The sequence below is a fragment of the Streptomyces mayteni genome, assembly GCF_054783955.1.
This window is the reverse complement of sequence record NZ_BAAGPR010000025.1, coordinates 71,723-87,075: the sequence shown is the minus strand read 5'-3', so window position 1 is coordinate 87,075 and position 15,353 is coordinate 71,723. Positions and strand designations below refer to the sequence as shown.

Genomic DNA, 15,353 nt, shown 5'->3' with positions numbered 1-15,353 from the left:
CCCGCGGAGCGGGTACAAGCGCGCTGCGCGCGCTTGTAGGACCGTCCGCTTCGCGGACGGGACCCCGCGCTTCGCGCGAGGCAACGGATTCCCGCTTCGCGGAAATCCCGACACGCAGTCGGATTCACGCTTCGCGCGAATCCCGCCTCCGCTCCGCTCCGGCGGAAAAGCGGCACCTGCGGTGGGGAGGGGGTGGCTGCATCGCGGGATGATGCAGCCTGTGTAACTACAGGAATCCCAGGCAGGTGCCGGGATTTGGGACGGTCGACAGGCCCGGCGAACCGGCGCGCGGGTGGAGCCGCACGGCTGGTCTCGATCGGATGGATTCCGTGTGGCGTCGGGTTGACGAGCGAGGGCGCGCGGCCCGGTCGACTGGCCTTCTCGGGGCGTCAAGTGCGCTGACCACCCCAGGTGCTGGCAATCCATCACGCTGTTCGCGTGACATGCGTCACAGTGCATCAAGCTCTACATGAGGCGGGATGCATCTGTGTAGACTCAGGGATCGTGACTGCCTCCCGGTTGAGCGTGCGGGGAGGGTGTCTGTGGTCTTCAGTGTTTCGGTTCTCTGTCGGGAGAGATGAAATGGCGACGACGCCTTTTAAGCTCCGGGATCATCAAATTGAGGCGGTAGAGGCCGGGGCGCGGGCGCTGGATATTCCGCCGGGAATGCGGATTCCGGCGGCGGGATTGCGTGCGACGGTGGTGATGCCGTGCGGTTCGGGAAAGACGATGGTGGCCGCTTTCACGGCACGAAAGGTAGCACGGAATGGCCGGGTGCTGGTTCTGGTGCCGACGCTGGATCTGCTGACCCAGACGGTCGCCGCGTGGCAGGCGGCCGGCCACAAGGGCCCGGCGGTCGCGGTCTGCTCGCTCCAGGACGACCCGGTGCTCTGGGGTCGCGGGGTGCGGGCGACCACGAGCGCCCCGCAGTTGGCGCTGTGGCACGGCTCCGGCCCGGTGACCGTCTATGCCACCTACTCGTCTCTGCCGGTCCTGGTGGAGGCGTTCGAGGGCTCCTACGGGCTCCCGATGGACCGGTTCGACCTGGTGGTGGTCGACGAGGCGCACCGCACGTCCGGGTCGATGGGGAAGGCGTGGGCGGACGTCCACGACAACAAGCTGCTGCCGGCGCTGCGGCGGCTGTACCTGACGGCGACGCCCCGCATCTGGCAGGAGCGCCCGCCCACCGAGCCGCTGCGGGACCCGCTGCCGGAGGAGATGGCGGCGAGCATGGATGACGAGGCCGTCTTCGGGCCGGTCGTCTACCGCATGAACCTGGCCTCGGGTGTGGCCCGCGGCTTGCTCGCGCGCTACCAGATCATCGTCGTCGAACTCGTCGACCCCCAGCTGCCGCCCGACCAGCTCTACGGACCGGAGAAGCGCGAGGAGAAGATCCGCGGCCTTCGGCTCGGGGCGCTCCAGGCGGCGATGCTGAAGACGGCCCGTGAGCACGATCTGAAGACGATGATCACCTTCCACCACCGGACCGTCGAGGCCGAAGCCTTCGCTACCGGACTGCCGGCGGTGGGCAAGAAGCTGCACGCCGTGGAGCCTGAGCGGTACCCGGCGAGGGTCTGGTCGGGGTGGTTGAAGGGCGAGCACGAGGCCGACCACCGCCGAACGGTGCTCGGGGAATTCGGCACCCGCGCCGGGCTCGCGATCCTCTCGAACTGCCGCGTCCTCGGGGAAGGCGTCGACATTCGCGCGGTGGATTCCGTGGCTCTTTTGGATCCGAAGGGATCGCCAGTCGATATCGTCCAGGCCATCGGGCGTGCTCTGCGACAGAAGCCGGGTGAGGGTAAGCTCGCCTCGCTTATCGTCCCGGTGTTCCTGGCACCGGGTGAACAGCCCGACGACATGTTCTCTTCCGCCTCGTACAAGCCCCTTGTGAAGGTCCTTGAAGGGCTGCGCGCACATGATGAGCAGGCTATCGAGTGGCTGGCGATTCCGCAGACGAACACGAACTCTACGTCGCCGACGGCCGACATCGGCGTCCCGCCGGAGGATGGTGAGGAAGAGGGTCGGCTCTTGCTCCGGTTCTCCTCGAAGCGAGATCCGGCGGCGGTCGCGGAGTGGATCGCGTACAACGTCATCGACACCGAACGCCAGGACTGGGGCCGCGGCTTCGAGTCCCTGCGCGCCTACCGGAAGCGGGTCGGCCACAGCAGGGTGCCGTTCTCGCACCGGGAGGGAGCGTTTCCGCTGGGGCAGTGGCTGGCGGATCAGCGGAAGGTCTTCCAGGCCGGCCAGATGAACGGGAACCGCGCCCGCCGCCTCGAGGCGCTCGGCATGGTCTGGGACGAACGCGAACTCGCGTGGGAGGAGACCCTCGACGTCCTACGCGCCTACCACGGCGAGTACGGCACCCTGGCAGCCCCGAGGTCGGCCACCATCCTCGACCGCCCGGTAGGGATGCTCCTGGCCAACCTCCGACGACCCGGCGGCCTCGGCAAGGACGCGGCCCGGACAAGGCGGCGCAGCGAGCAGCTGGCGGCGATCGACCCGTTCTGGAACCCGGCCTGGCCCGTGGAGTGGCAGAGGAACTACGCCGGGGTGCAGCAGTGCGTCGACGGCGGCGCCGACCCCGACGACATCCTCCCCGGCGTCACCGTCGCCGGCGTCGATGTCGGGACGTGGCTGCTCCGGCAGCGGCACGGCTGGAAGCACCTCACCGAGGCGCAGCGCGGGTTGCTCGCGGATCTGGGCATCGGACCACTCCAGGCGGCACCTGAGGCCGTACAGGGCGCCGTGGAGGCCGTGCGGGAGCCTGCCGGGCCCGAGGCCGGCGGTGTTGCGGTGCCGGCGGCGAGGAAGCCTTCCGGCGGGCGCGGGGGGTCCTTCGAGCGGGGCCTGGCCGCCGCCCGCCAGTACCTCGCCCGGGAGGGCCACCTGAAGGTTCCCCGTAGCCATGTCGAGCACCTGGTCCTCGAGGACGCCGGCGGCGGGGACCAGGAGCAGCCCGAGACCGTCGTGGTGAAGCTCGGGGTGTGGCGCAGCAACATGCGCTCGAGGCGGGATGCGTTGCCGGTCGAGCAGCAGGCTGCCCTTGATGAGTTGGGGTTGTGAGGCGGGGCTCCCGGGTCGAGTCCGTGGAACGGGCCGCGCTCGGGCGGCCGGATGGGTGGCCTGGTTCGCTTCGGGTGTGGCGAGGGGCCCAGTGCCGGTGGCGGCCAGGCCATGCTCGGTGCGAGGGGCCGCGCTCTGGTGGTCTCCGTGGACAGGGGCGACGATGATCGACTTGAAGTCGAATGTGCCGTACACGTTTTTCAACACCGGGGTGAGTCTGTGGATGCGGCAGTCCCTCGAAAAGGTACAGGTCAACAAGCCGCCGGAGGGGCCGCCGAGCTCGGACAGCTACTTCCAGTGGGAACTGCACCCGCACAACGACGGGTACTACTGGATCGAGAACCACCGGGCCAACGGCGTCGTGCGGAGCGACAACGGGATGGACGACGACGGCACGCCCATCACCCTCGGCAATGACAAGCCCGACCAGAACACCTACCTGTGGAGGTTCGTGCCCACCGGCGCGGAGAACTCCTACACCATCCAGCTGAAGTCGCGTGGCGATGACGGGCTCTACCTCAACGCCCCCTACGGCGACGAAGGCTCCGGGCTGAACCTCCATACCCTGGGCCACCACAACGAGTGGAAGCTCGAAGCCGTCAGCTGACCGCTGCCATGGTCAACCGGCGCCCTCGCCGCCCCCGGTCCGCCACCATCCTCGACGCCCGTGGGGGATGTTCCTGGCCAACCTGCGGCGGCCCGGCGGGCTCGGGAAGGAACCGGCGCGGGCTGCTCGCCGCGGCGAGCAGCTGGAGGCGATCGACCCGTTCCGGAACCCGGCCTGGCCGATCGAGTGGCAGCGCGCCTACGCGGGAGTACAGCAGTGCGTCGACGGCGGCGCCGAACGTGACGACGTCCTCCCCGGCGTCACGGTGGCCGGGGTGGACGTCGGGACGTGGCTCCGGCGGCAGCGGCACGGCTGGAAGCACCTCACCAAGGCGCAGCGCGGGTTGCTGGCGGACCTCTCCACGCCGCCCCTGAAGGCGTTCAGGGGGCCGTGGAGGCCGTGGAGGAGCCCACCGCGTCCAAGGGCCGGCGGCGCTGCGGTGCCGGCCGCAAGGAACCGTCCTGCGGACGCGCGGGGTCGTTCGAGCGGGGCCTCGCGGCCGCCCGTCAGTACCTCGCCCGCGAGGGCCACCTCCGAGTTCCCCGCGGCCACGACGAGCACTTGGTCCTCGAGGACGCCGCCGGCGGCGGGGACCAGGAACAGCCCGAGACCATCGTCGTACGCCTCGGGGCCTGGAGATCCAACATACGGTCGGCCACCGGACGTGTAGCGCTGTGTGATGCTGCGGTCGTCGTTTCCCCTCGCTGGGCCTCTCGTTGAGCTGAACGAGTGATCCCGCAGCGGGTAGCCCGCCGCCTGGAATGCCGTGAACACCGGTTGGGCGTAGAAGGGACGGGAGAACCCCTTCTTCGGCAAGGAGCACGCCTTGGGCGCGATCGACAGCTTCCTCGAGCTTCTCTCAGGCGCACAGCTGGAATGGTTCAAGAAGCAGTCCCCGGCCAAGCAGGCGGCGATCGCCGCCCAATGGCAAGGCAGCGGCGGCACCCCGGAGGACATCATCGAGAACAACGGAGGCCCCGCGGCGGAAGGCGGCCAGGACGCCATCCCCGAAGTCGAACCCGGCGCGGAGAGCTAGCGGCCCGACCGCATCGGTTCGCCGGCCGCGTCGAGCACCAGGACGGCGAGGACATTGAGGACGCCGCCGGCAACGGGGACCAGGAGCAGCCCGAGACCGTCGTCGTGCGCCTCGGTGTCTGGAGATCCAACATGCGCAGCTGGCGGGACACGCTGCCCGTGGAGTAACAGGCCGCTCTGGAGGAGATCGGACTCTAAAGGGGGTGCCCGAGAGCTCGCCGAGGATGCCCGGCCGGACTGGCCAGATTGTGGTGAGGAGGAGGTCTTCGTCGGTGTGGTGCGCGCGGTGGGTGCGCCGGTGGAATGGAACCGTGCACCGGTCCTCATCGCGTGCGCTGGCCTTGGCTGGGGTTTATCTCCATCGGGGTGGGCGTCCGGTGTCGACCAGGTGCCAGTCGTCGCCGGAGTAGTGGGCGTCGCCGTAGTAGTGGACCGTGGGGGCCAGGAGGTCCTCGTCTCCGCGCGCGTCCGTGTAGGTCTCGCGCGCCGCCTCGTGGAGTCGTGTGGGGTCGACTCCGAGGCGGGCGTGCGCGAGTTCGGCCAGGTAGTCCAGGGCGTGGTGTCCCATGAAGCCGTCGTAGGTGAGGCTGAAGACCCCGGGTGCGGGGTAGCGCACGTCGCGGGAGATCACGGAAGTGGGCGGCAACACTCCCCGCAGACCCCGGCGATCACGGATCGCGGGATCGATGTGGATCTGGCAGTCACGGTAGAGCACCTCCAGGCTCCCACCGTCGGGTGTGAAGGACACCAGGGTGTTCTGGCCGTGGAGTTCCAGGGCACACCCAGTGGCCAGCGCGGTGCGCGTCCAGAGCCGGATCATGGGGCGAACGATGCGTTCGGTGATGAAGTCGGCGGCTGGCTCCCCACTCGCGGTCGCCAGCTGCTCGAGCAGTGAGGGGTCGCTGGGGGCGTGGAGGTCCTGGCCGTAGAGGGCGAACAGCGGCACGGTGAGCTGGCCGGGGCGGGTCGGTGGCGGGGGTGGCTGGCGGACCAGGAAACCCCAAGCGTCAGCCCCTGTTCCGAACAGTCCCCCGCACACGTCCGCCAGCAGCGGTACGCCCGTCGAGACGAGTTGCTCGGCCACCCACAGTTGGAGCTCGATCTCCCCCCGGCGCTGCTGACGGGTGAACCGTGACAACCGGCGAGGGTAGTGGAGCTTCAGAAGATGCGGCTCGACCGGCTCCCCGTCGAGGGCGCGGACGGACACGGTACGGGTGTTGGCCAGCGGCACCACCTCCAGGCCCGGACCGGCCTCGCACCGCAGCAGTTCCTGCCGCCCGACCAGGTGCTCGAACGACAGCGTGTCCGGATGCACCGGAAACACCACGTGCCTCCCGTCCCGGTACAGGTCCGGCAGCGGCGAGTGAATGTTGTTGGTCAGCAGCTCACCCAACCCTGCGGGCACCAGGAAGGTGGGCAGCGTGAACGAGGCGGCGCCCCGCTGCGGATGACACGCCACCGAGACATCCATGTCGGCGGCGAACCTGCTGTACGTACGCGTCCCACCGCCGAGATACCGCTCCGCGTAGTGCCAGACCCTCACCGGGTCCGCCAGATCCTGAAGATCCACACCAAACATCATATAAGCCCTGTACTGGCATGAACCTCGCGTACGCGGCCTCAAAACCCGAGCACCGCAGCACCCAGCGCAGCCGAAGGCGCTACGCGGAATGCCTAGGCCCGCAGCCCTGGGCAACCGCCTCAAGGCGAGTCATCGGCCCGGCGGGCGGAACGGCTGGTCGGCGCAACCGTATCGGCGGCAGGAAACCCACCAGCAGGTGCCCGGGGGCGTTCGAGCAGGGCCTCGCGGCCGCCGCCAGTACCTCGCCCGCGAAGGCCACCTGAAGATTCCCCGCGGGCACATCGAGCTCCTGGTCCTCGAGGACGCCGTCGGCGGCGGGGACCAGGAGCAGCCCGAGACCGTCGGCGTGCGCCTCGGTGTCTGGAGATCCAACATGCGCTCCAGGCGGGACACGCTGCCCATCGAGCAGCAGGCCGCGCTGGACGAGCTGGGGTTGTAGGGCACCTCGGACACGGGCGAGATTCTGAAACCGGCCGGCCGCCATCCGGTGGTCGGTCGGTTCAGCCTTCGGCTTCGAGCTTCTTGAGGGCGGCTCTCTGGGCATCCAGCGCCTTGGCCATGGCGAGAATCTCCGCAGCCCATTCCGACAGTTCCCTCGCCAACTCAGTGACCGGCATCCCCGTGATGAGGTTGTTCTTTCGGTAGTCGGCGTGAACGCCGTATCCCCGGCCGGCGCCGTAGGCCAGCTCCATGTACGAGTCCGCGATCCCCATCATCGCTCCACCGAGACCGCTCACCGCTAGGCTGATGTCCTCGTTCAACTGGGAGATCGGGTCATCCAGCGCTTCACCATCACTCATGCACTCATCTTCTCAACCCGCCCGCCGTCGACGGGACCGGTTCGAAACATCCGGCCCGGCCGGCGGCCGATCATGACGTGGTGACGTCACCAACGGTTCGGAAATCGACAGCACGTTACGGCACCGCGTCATGATCGGCGCGGGTTCGTCGGCGTTCGCGGTACGCGGCCTGGCGGCACCGCGCGCTGCAGTACCGGGCCGTCCGCCTCCGCCGGACGCCGGCCCACAGCACCACCCGGCAGACGGGACCGCCGCACGTCTGCCCCGCGAGCAGCTGCTCCTGGCGGCCGGTGCTCGTCTCAAGGATCTCCGCAGCCTTCGCGCCGATGACGACGTCCCACAGCACCAGGGCCCGCTCGCGCCGCCTCCGCAGCCGGTACGCGGCCGCGACGCAGTTCGGGCCGCAGTACCGGCGCCGCGGCGAAGCCTCGCGTGGCAACGGGCGCCGGCACCGCTGGTACTCGCACCGCCGCCGCCTCGGCTTCTCGGCCGGCATCGACGTCACCTCCCCGCCTCAGCCTGGCCCCACGCCGGCGGACCGGAAACCCCCACGCCCGGTTGACCAGGCCAAGAGAGGCTTGACCGGGGGGCTTGACCAATCTGGTCAACCGGGTCTGACCTGCGGTTGACCAACCCGCGTGTCCACCCCACCCACGGGATTCGCACGCACGTACTATGCCGGTCGTGCCCAACGACACCGACACTGTCATCGACTTCCCCACCGACCTGGTCGACTTTGAGCGCACCAGGCAGACGCTCCAGCTCCGCCTGGAGGCGCTCCCGCCCCGCCCCTGGACCGACGCGGCCGGCATCGAGCACGGCGGCGGCCGCGGCTGGGTACCCGAGCACGACGCCGCCGGCGGCGGGGACCAGGAGCCGAGCGAGACCGTCGCCGTGCGCCTCGGTGTCTGGAGATCCAACATGCGTTCCAGGCGGGATGCGCTGCCGGTCGAGCAGCAAACCGCGCTGGACGAGATCGGGTTGTAGGGGCGCCTCGGACGCGGTCGAGGTTGTGGAACGGGCCGGCCGGCGCCGGTTGACCTGGCAGCGTGGGCCCTTCTGCATCGGATGGTGCGGGGAGGGCCCGCTCTCTTCTATGTTGGATGTGGTGTGACGGGCCGTCACGTCGGCTGAGGGGGGATGCAGGTGGCTGGGGTGCGTGGTGTGGGCAAGGTCGGGGTGTGGGCGGTCGCCGTGGTGGGCGGTCTGGCCGCGGTGGGGTTGACGCTGGTCGCCATCCTGACCGACCAGGACACGACGAACCGGGTCATCGCCGTGAGCGGCGCCATCACCGGGGTGGCGACCGTGGTCGTCGCCGCGGCGGCCCTGGCCCGCACTCCACCACCAGCCCCCGCACCGGCACCCTCGACAGGCGGGGGCAGTGTGGAGGCAGGGAAGAACGCGGTCGTCGCGGGGGGAAGCATCATCGGCAGCGCGCTGGGCGACCGCTCACAGGTCAGCGGACCCGCTACTGCCCCTGTCGCCGGCCCCCCGCCCGCAGGGTCGGGGGATGTGCGCGTCGGCGATGGCGGCGTCGTCGCCGGCGGCGACATCATCGACAGCGCGCTGGGCGACGATAGCCGGCGTGAACCGTGACTCCGTTCTTCCGGCGACGGAAGGCCCGCCCCAACGCCGGCGGCGCCAGCCGCGCCGGCGCCAGCGAGGACGTGTCGGAGGTCCTCGTGGCCGACGCCGGCACACCCTCTGGTCCCGCTCCCGGGTCGGTGAACCTGCGCGTCGCCGAGGGCGGTGTTGGGGCCGGCCGGGACATCGCCCACTCCGCCCTCGGCGACAACAGCTCCGTCGTCGACAACAGCTCCGTGCACTACCACCTCCCGCCCCCTGCAGGGCCGGTGTCCTGGCCCGTCCAGCTGGGCCCGCTCCCGCCGCTCGCGTCCGCGTTCCAGCCCCGCAGCGCCCTGCGCCAGGCAATCGCCCAAGGCCGGCAGACGGACGGGCGGGTCGTGCTCACCCAGGTCATCTCCGGCGGGGGCGGGGTGGGCAAGACGCAGCTGGCCGGAGCCTGCGCCGCCGACGCCCTGAACGCCGGCACCGACCTGGTGATGTGGGTCCCAGCCGGCGAGGCCAACCAGGTCATCACCTCCTACGCCCAAGCCGCCGCACGTGTCCACGCCCCCGGCACGGCCGGCGACGACCTGGAGGCCGACGCGCGGTGCTTCCTGGAGTGGCTGGCCACCACCGACCACACCTGGCTGATCGTCCTCGACGACATCACCAACCCGACGGCGCTGGCCCCCTGGTGGCCCCCCACCAACCGCCGTACCGGCGCCAGCGGGAGCGCGGGCGCTGACGGGGGTGGGTGGACGGTGGCCACCACCCGGCTGCGCGACGCCGTCCTGACCGGCGGCGGCCGCACCCTCGTCAACATCGACGTCTACGCCTCCGAGGAAGCCGTCGCCTACCTCACCCAGCGCCTCGCCACGGCGGGTGCGGCCCACCTCCTGGACGAGGCGGCCGGCGAGTTGGCGGAAGCGTTGGGGTATCTGCCGCTGGCGCTGTCCCACGCCGCCGCCTACATGACCAACCAAGACACCACCTGCCGCGACTACCTCGCCCTGTTCACCGACCAGCGGCGAAGGCTTGCCGAGGCGCTGCCAGCGGATGCTGATGCCGACGGCTACGGCCGCCACGTCGACGCTGCACTCCTGCTCTCCCTCGATGCCGCCAACCAAGCTGAGCCCGCCGGTCTGGCCCGCCCCGCTCTCGCCCTCGCCGCGCTCCTCGACCCCGCAGGCCACCCCGACACCCTCTGGACCACCCAGGCCATCACCATCTACCTCACCACCAGCGCCGCGGGCGAGGACAACGAGACGGTGGACGCGCCTCGGGCACGGTCCGCGATGCGGCTCCTCCACCGCTATGGCCTCCTCACCCACGCCCCAGCCAGCGAGCACACGGCCGTCCGGATCCACGCCCTCACCGCCCGCGCCGCCCAAGAAACCACGTCGGAAGCCGAGCTCGAAACGGCTGCCCGCGCAGCGGCCGACGCACTCCTTGAGGTGTGGCCCGATGACGACCACGAACACCCGGACCTATCTGCCGCCCTACGCGCCAACACCGAAGCGCTCAACCACCACGCCGGACACCGTCTGTGGAGCGAGGACGACGGCTGCCACCTCATCCTCTTCCACACCAGCCACAGCCTGAGCGCCACCGGCCTGTATACGGCCATCGTCACCTACGACGAACACCTCGCCACAACCGCCGAACGCATCCTCGGCCCCCACCACCCCCATACCCTCGCCGCCCGCAACAACCTCGCCTCTTCCTACTGGCACGCCGGCCGCACCCAGGAAGCCATCACCCTCCAAGAAGCCGTCCTCACCGACCTCGAACGCACCCAAGGGCCCCACCACCCCGACACCCTCACCACCCGAGCGAACCTCGCCACTTCCTACGCCGACGCCGGCCGCACCCAGGAAGCCGTCACCCTCCAAGAAGCCGTCCTCACGGACCGCGAACGCACCCAAGGGCCCCACCACCCCCAGACCTTCGACGCCCGCAACCACCTCGCCACTTCCTACGCCGACGCCGGCCGCACCCAAGAGGCCATCACGCTCCAAGAAGCCGTCCTCGCCGACCGCGAACGCACCCAAGGGCCCCACCACCCCGACACCCTCAACACCCGCAACAACCTCGCCATCTCCTATTGGCAAGCTGGTCGCGCCCAAGAGGCCATCACGCTCCAAGAAGCCGTCCTCGCCGACCGCGAACGCACCCAAGGGCCCCACCACCCCCACACCCTCAACACCCGCAACAACCTCGCCACCTTCTACGCCGAAGCCGGCCGCGCCCAAGAAGCCGTCACCCTCCAAGAAGCCGTCCTCGCCGACCGCGAACGCATCCTCGGACCCCACCACCCCCACACCCTCAACAGTCGCCACAGCCTCGCCACCTTCTACGCCGAAGCCGGCCGCGCCCAAGAAGCCGTCCTCGCCGACCGCGAACGCACCCAAGGGCCCCACCACCCCGACACCCTCACCACCCGGCGCCTTCTTGAAGAGTGGAAGCAGCAGCAAGAATCGTGACCGGACCAGGGAGCGGACAGCCTTCACCCACCATGGGTACCGCCGAAGATGCTGGGCGCGGAGATGCCCACCAGCGGCGCGCGGGGTCGTTCGAACGGGGCCGCGCCGCCGCGAAGCAGTACCTCGCGAGGGAGGGCCACCTGAAGGTTCCCCGCGGCCACGTCGAGCACCTGGTCCTCGAGGAGGGTGCCGGCGGCGGGGACCAGGAGCCGGGCGAGACCGTCGCCGTGCGCCTCGGGGTGTGGCGCAGCAACATGCGCTCACGGCGGGACACCCTGCCCATCGAGCAGCAGACCGCCCTCGACGAGCTCGGGCTGTAGGGATGGGTGAGGTGACTGGGCTTCAAGAGGCTTACCGCAGTGGCTGCCAAGGACGTGCTGGCGTCTTTCGTGTTGCTCCCACTGCGGATGAGACGGGTCCGACGGGGCGGGCGTCGGACTGCTGATGGCGGCCCTGAGTAACGCCATCACGCCTCACGCGTTGGGCAGCGTGAGTAACCGTGAGGCTGGTACCCGAGGTGTGGAGGAAAGAGCGTGCGCGCATCAGTTGGTGACAGGGTTCACATCAGGGGGCGAACCGTCGGCATGCGGGAGCAGTCCGGAGAGATCGTTGACGTTCGTGGGCTGGAAGGTGAGCCGCCCTATCTCGTGAGGTTCGCGGATGGGCATGAGTCACTGGTCTACCCCGGCCCTGACTGCGTCATCGAACAGCGTGCCCCGCAGGACGCCCAGGGATAGTCGCGCGGCCAAAGGGGCTGCCGGCTCCTCAACCGCGAACCCGCCCACCAGTGCCGCGTTGTCCTGTGACCTTGGAGGAAGAACCCGCTGTGTCAGCTGTACTCCCCGATGATCTGAAGAAGCTCATCGACGACTCCCCCGTCTTCGCGTGCGTGGCCACCGTCCAGCCCGACGGCAGTGCGCAGCAGTCGATCACCTGGATCACGCGCGACGGCGACGACTTGCTGCTGTCCACCACCGTCGGCCGCCGCAAGGAGCTCAACCTGCGCCGCGACCCGCGCACGACCATCATGATCAACCCGCCGAACGCGCCGTACACCTATGCCGAGGTCCGCGGCACCGCGACCATCACCACCGAGGGCGCGGCGGAGTTGATCGACACCCTGTCGCGCAAGTACACGGGCAAGGACTACGCCGACTTCAACCCCGCCGCAGGAGACGATCCCCAACGGGTCGTGGTCCGGGTGACACCACGCAAGGTCGTCGGATCGATCTGACGTGCCGCCCAGCGGGCTGGTAGGGGCAGGTCATGAGGATCAGCTGCTCAGAACGCGGGCGATCACGTTGGTGACCTGCCCCCGGGCCTGAGCGCCTGGGATCCGGCACCCAGCCACGTCCGTGCTTCGACCGATCCCCGGGGCCGGGCGGTCCGCGACGGCCGCCGCCCCCGCGGACCGCCCCGCTCCAGGGTTGGGTCAGACGGTGGTGGCCAGCCAGCCCACCGTCTCCTCCGTGTGCTTCCCGTCGCTGTTGCTCGAGCCCATGACGACCTCGTTGAACCGGATATAGAACCCCTCCCGGGTCACCTCGTGGATCCGGATCCCAGGGGTCTCAGCGCCGTTGAACGTCTGGGTCAGCGGCAACACCACGACCTCCGTCCCCGCCGGGAACGGCGTGGGGAAGGTGACCCGGGTGAACGTCGAGGTGTTACCCCCGGTGCGCTCGGTGGCGTTGTCCGAACGCAGCTGCACCTTGCCGGTCTGAATCATCGTCATCGCAAGCTCCATGGCTATCGCCCGCCTCGGCAGGCTCATCAGTGATCGCCCAAGCCCTCTCCCACCGCGATCCCCGCCATGCACCCCCTCCCCCGAACGAGCGAAGAGAACATCCCTCGACGACTGAGGATGTCGGCAACACCGACGTGCAACTCGGGCCCCAGGCGCCTGAGGACCGGTCGACTTCTCGCATTCCGTGCTCCAGTCGCAGGGACGGACGTCCGGCCGAACCGGCCAGCGGTTCGTGGCACCTGCACGACGGGGTGACAGCGTTCACCCAGCCGCACGAAGAGGCGATATCGAAGCCTTCACGACCGGGCACCTGTGCCACAACGGGCCGCACCAGGCAGCCCATCGCCGCGTTCCTCAGGAGATCCCGTGCGCATCCGCACCACACTGACCGCCCTCGCCCTGACCGCCGCCGGCCTCATCGCCACCACCGCCGACGATTTCGGAAACCTCGACCTCGGCTACGGCGCCCTCAACATCCAGCTGTGCACCGCCGACAACTGCAGCAACACCCCGATCCCAGACTGACCCCCCGCCCCTCCGGAACACTCGGTAGACAGCAACCGGCAGCGAGCCCCGCACAACGGGAGTCCGAAGAACGCCACCACGAACTCCGGACTCGCGACGGCTGAGTGCATCCCATTCACCGTGGGACACCCACAGGAACGTGACCAAGCGGTGGCCCTGCCCTCGGACAGGACGGCCCGGCCGAGCCAGTACACCCGGCGCTCGGCACAGACGGGAGGCCGGCACCGGCCCCCCGTCTGTGTGACCGCTCGCATGGGCAGTCCGGCACTGGGCCTGTGCGACGTGCCGGGCGCCCGGCCGGCCGGGTGACACCCTTCACTCGTCGGCGTGACCCCAGGTGGCCCCACCCATCCGGTCGGGCAGGGTCCGGGGCGAACGGGCCGTGACCAGCGGCCTTACCATCCCCCTCGGGAGTCTCGATGCGTATCCGCACCACGCTCGCTGCCCTCGCCCTCGCGACCGCCGGCCTCATCGGCGCCGCCGGCACCGCCACCGCACAGGAAGGCCTGGACGCCAACTTCGGCCAGGGGCAGTTCGTCGTCAACGAGAACGGCGCCGGCATCGCAGGCACCGAATCCTCTGCTTCGTCAGACGGCGTCCAGCACACCGACTTCTCGATCTGGTCCGACGACACCGGCGTCTCCGGCGCCTTCACCGGCTCCGGCGCAGCAGGGCTAGCCACGCCACCCGCCGCTCGACACCCCGCCTCCGTCCCTCGGCTCCGGCCGCCGGCGGGGGCTTCTCCATAAGGCCGTTCACGGGCATCCGGTGGCGCTCTCCCCGCCCCCAGCCTGGCGCCACGCCGGCGGACCGGGAAGCCCCTGCGCCCGGTTGACCAGGCCGGGAGAGGCTTGACCGGAGGGCTTGACCAGGTTGGTCAACGGTCTGACCTGCGGTTGACCATCCGGCGGGCCGTCAGTCACCAAGGAGGAAGCGGGCCAGCCGGTTGCGGCCGGGCGGAGGGGTGAGCTCCTGGCGGCAGGCGGCGCAGTGGAGCCCGTCCGGTGCGGGGGCGTGGCGAAGGACGGGGTCGGTGGTGGGTTGGTCGTCGTCGCGGGGGTATCCGCAGCGTCGGCAGGCCTGGCGCCTGGCGGCTTCTCGTTCGGCTCGGGCGCGGTCGGCGGCCGTTTTGGCGCAGGGGCCGCACAGGTGCCGGTGCGGGTCGTAGGCGGCGTCCCGGTCCTGGGTGTACTTCCAGTGGTCGTCGGTGAACTTGGTGCCGCACTCGCCGCAGGTGGGTCGCTTGGCTCGCGGGCGGCTGCCTGCTCTGCCTCGTGCTGGCGGGCCCGCTCCTGGTTACGGGCGTGGCTGCGGGCCAGGGCGGCGTCCCGGCGGGCGTTGCCGATCGCGTTGGGGAGGGTCTGGAAGTGTTGCCGGCCCGCGCGGCGGAACGCCGCGCCGGCGGGGCCGTGTTCGGTCAGCAGGTCGATGGTGGTGAACAGCAGCGGGATCTTGTCGTTGTAGTCGTGGAACTCTTCCGCAGCTTCCCAGCGGCCGGCCCAGTGCGGGCGGGTGAGGTCGGCCACCCGCTCGAAGGAGGCTTCCGGGGAGCGGGCACCGAGCTGGTGGAAGACCAGCAGGAGAGGCGGGTACAGCACCTGGCCGTGGTGGCTGTCGGGGTGTTCCCAGCGGGTGCGCCACATCGCGCGTTGCTTGCCGTCGACGTCCGTGACGCGGCGCTGCAGGAACCGCATGTACTTGCCGAGCTTGGTGGCGATGCGTTGGGCGTCCATGTGGCAGGTGTCGACCTCCACGAACAGCAGCGGCACCCCCGCCTCGGGAGCGGCCAGGACGGCGTCGGCCTGGGCACCGCCACGGCCGGCGGTGGCCCAGGTGCCGGTCGCCGGCAGCGGCACCTCGGTCGCCCACGACCCGATAGTGCATCTGGGCGTCGGCCCGCTCCACGCGGTTCCTGAGGCCCCTCAGGGCACCGCGGAGGGCGCGC

The 15,353-nt window shown here is 70.2% G+C and carries 17 protein-coding genes; 12 read left to right on the top strand and 5 right to left on the bottom strand.

From position 1 onward, the window contains the following. Positions 1 to 582 precede the first annotated feature (582 nt). The 3 genes from ACYVPE_RS14555 (at position 583) to ACYVPE_RS14545 (ending at position 4,709) form a co-directional block, all read left to right on the top strand. A complete protein-coding gene (locus ACYVPE_RS14555; RefSeq protein WP_461033982.1) occupies positions 583 to 3,066 on the top strand; it encodes a helicase associated domain-containing protein in 2,484 nt (827 codons plus the stop codon). A gap of 163 nt (positions 3,067 to 3,229) precedes the next feature. After that, entirely contained in the window at positions 3,230 to 3,673 is a 444-nt protein-coding gene (locus ACYVPE_RS14550; RefSeq protein ID WP_461033981.1) for an RICIN domain-containing protein, read from the top strand. A gap of 826 nt (positions 3,674 to 4,499) precedes the next feature. After that, positions 4,500 to 4,709, top strand: coding sequence for a hypothetical protein (locus ACYVPE_RS14545; protein WP_461033980.1), 210 nt, complete (start codon positions 4,500 to 4,502; stop codon positions 4,707 to 4,709). A 351-nt stretch (positions 4,710 to 5,060) separates the two neighbouring features. Here ACYVPE_RS14545 and ACYVPE_RS14540 read toward each other — a convergent pair whose 3' ends face one another. After that, positions 5,061 to 6,278: a hypothetical protein gene (locus tag ACYVPE_RS14540; RefSeq protein ID WP_461033979.1), complete on the bottom strand. Its 1,218-nt coding sequence runs from the start codon at positions 6,276 to 6,278 to the stop codon at positions 5,061 to 5,063. Between the two features lie 208 nt (positions 6,279 to 6,486). Here ACYVPE_RS14540 and ACYVPE_RS14535 point away from each other — a divergent pair, with 208 nt between their 5' ends. Beyond that, complete coding sequence (locus tag ACYVPE_RS14535; RefSeq protein ID WP_461033978.1) at positions 6,487 to 6,729, top strand: helicase associated domain-containing protein; 243 nt, start codon at positions 6,487 to 6,489, stop codon at positions 6,727 to 6,729. Positions 6,730 to 6,790: 61 nt separating this feature from the next. On the opposite strand, the gene ACYVPE_RS14530 is transcribed toward ACYVPE_RS14535, so the two are convergent. Together ACYVPE_RS14530 and ACYVPE_RS14525 are read right to left on the bottom strand one after the other, a co-directional pair. After that, the gene (locus ACYVPE_RS14530) at positions 6,791 to 7,090 is read right to left on the bottom strand and encodes a hypothetical protein (RefSeq protein WP_461033977.1); all 300 of its coding nucleotides are present in this window, start codon (positions 7,088 to 7,090) and stop codon (positions 6,791 to 6,793) included. 115 nt (positions 7,091 to 7,205) lie between these two features. Further along, positions 7,206 to 7,586 (bottom strand): hypothetical protein, encoded by a 381-nt coding sequence (locus tag ACYVPE_RS14525; protein ID WP_461033976.1) that lies wholly within the window; start codon positions 7,584 to 7,586, stop codon positions 7,206 to 7,208. A 188-nt stretch (positions 7,587 to 7,774) separates the two neighbouring features. On the opposite strand from ACYVPE_RS14525, the gene ACYVPE_RS14520 reads away from it, so the two are divergent. The 6 genes from ACYVPE_RS14520 to ACYVPE_RS14495 all read left to right on the top strand — a co-directional run bounded on the left by ACYVPE_RS14520 (position 7,775) and on the right by ACYVPE_RS14495 (position 12,373). Then, positions 7,775 to 8,077: a hypothetical protein gene (locus tag ACYVPE_RS14520; RefSeq protein ID WP_461033975.1), complete on the top strand. Its 303-nt coding sequence runs from the start codon at positions 7,775 to 7,777 to the stop codon at positions 8,075 to 8,077. A gap of 177 nt (positions 8,078 to 8,254) precedes the next feature. Continuing rightward, positions 8,255 to 8,686 (top strand): hypothetical protein, encoded by a 432-nt coding sequence (locus ACYVPE_RS14515; protein ID WP_461033974.1) that lies wholly within the window; start codon positions 8,255 to 8,257, stop codon positions 8,684 to 8,686. Further along, positions 8,683 to 11,139 carry a tetratricopeptide repeat protein gene (locus tag ACYVPE_RS14510; protein WP_461033973.1) on the top strand — a complete coding sequence of 819 codons (2,457 nt, stop codon included), beginning with the start codon at positions 8,683 to 8,685 and terminating at the stop codon, positions 11,137 to 11,139. The genes ACYVPE_RS14515 and ACYVPE_RS14510 overlap by 4 nt, the downstream gene beginning before the upstream one ends. A gap of 32 nt (positions 11,140 to 11,171) precedes the next feature. Then, a complete protein-coding gene (locus ACYVPE_RS14505) occupies positions 11,172 to 11,459 on the top strand; it encodes a helicase associated domain-containing protein (protein ID WP_461033972.1) in 288 nt (95 codons plus the stop codon). A 213-nt stretch (positions 11,460 to 11,672) separates the two neighbouring features. Continuing rightward, positions 11,673 to 11,876 (top strand): DUF1918 domain-containing protein, encoded by a 204-nt coding sequence (locus tag ACYVPE_RS14500; RefSeq protein WP_461033971.1) that lies wholly within the window; start codon positions 11,673 to 11,675, stop codon positions 11,874 to 11,876. A gap of 89 nt (positions 11,877 to 11,965) precedes the next feature. Beyond that, positions 11,966 to 12,373: a PPOX class F420-dependent oxidoreductase gene (locus ACYVPE_RS14495; protein WP_461033970.1), complete on the top strand. Its 408-nt coding sequence runs from the start codon at positions 11,966 to 11,968 to the stop codon at positions 12,371 to 12,373. A gap of 198 nt (positions 12,374 to 12,571) precedes the next feature. On the opposite strand, the gene ACYVPE_RS14490 is transcribed toward ACYVPE_RS14495, so the two are convergent. Then, the gene (locus tag ACYVPE_RS14490) at positions 12,572 to 12,871 is read right to left on the bottom strand and encodes a hypothetical protein (RefSeq protein WP_461033969.1); all 300 of its coding nucleotides are present in this window, start codon (positions 12,869 to 12,871) and stop codon (positions 12,572 to 12,574) included. 378 nt (positions 12,872 to 13,249) lie between these two features. On the opposite strand from ACYVPE_RS14490, the gene ACYVPE_RS14485 reads away from it, so the two are divergent. Both ACYVPE_RS14485 and ACYVPE_RS14480 read left to right on the top strand, forming a co-directional pair. Then, positions 13,250 to 13,408, top strand: coding sequence for a hypothetical protein (locus tag ACYVPE_RS14485; protein ID WP_461033968.1), 159 nt, complete (start codon positions 13,250 to 13,252; stop codon positions 13,406 to 13,408). A gap of 419 nt (positions 13,409 to 13,827) precedes the next feature. After that, positions 13,828 to 14,157 carry a hypothetical protein gene (locus ACYVPE_RS14480; protein WP_461033967.1) on the top strand — a complete coding sequence of 110 codons (330 nt, stop codon included), beginning with the start codon at positions 13,828 to 13,830 and terminating at the stop codon, positions 14,155 to 14,157. Positions 14,158 to 14,163: 6 nt separating this feature from the next. Here the strand turns inward: ACYVPE_RS14480 and ACYVPE_RS14475 are convergent, their stop codons facing one another. Continuing rightward, complete coding sequence (locus ACYVPE_RS14475; RefSeq protein ID WP_461033966.1) at positions 14,164 to 15,264, bottom strand: hypothetical protein; 1,101 nt, start codon at positions 15,262 to 15,264, stop codon at positions 14,164 to 14,166. Between the last annotated feature and the right edge of the window lie 89 nt (positions 15,265 to 15,353).

What these genes read in the sequence shown, in the direction of transcription:
- ACYVPE_RS14555 (WP_461033982.1), top strand. Translation starts at nt 583, where the DNA reads ATGGCGACGACGCCTTTTAAGCTCCGGGATCATCAAATTGAGGCGGTA.
- ACYVPE_RS14550 (WP_461033981.1), top strand. Translation starts at nt 3,230, where the DNA reads ATGATCGACTTGAAGTCGAATGTGCCGTACACGTTTTTCAACACCGGG.
- ACYVPE_RS14530 (WP_461033977.1), bottom strand. Translation starts at nt 7,090, where the DNA reads ATGAGTGATGGTGAAGCGCTGGATGACCCGATCTCCCAGTTGAACGAG.
- ACYVPE_RS14525 (WP_461033976.1), bottom strand. Translation starts at nt 7,586, where the DNA reads ATGCCGGCCGAGAAGCCGAGGCGGCGGCGGTGCGAGTACCAGCGGTGC.
- ACYVPE_RS14505 (WP_461033972.1), top strand. Translation starts at nt 11,172, where the DNA reads ATGGGTACCGCCGAAGATGCTGGGCGCGGAGATGCCCACCAGCGGCGC.
- ACYVPE_RS14490 (WP_461033969.1), bottom strand. Translation starts at nt 12,871, where the DNA reads ATGACGATGATTCAGACCGGCAAGGTGCAGCTGCGTTCGGACAACGCC.
- ACYVPE_RS14480 (WP_461033967.1), top strand. Translation starts at nt 13,828, where the DNA reads ATGCGTATCCGCACCACGCTCGCTGCCCTCGCCCTCGCGACCGCCGGC.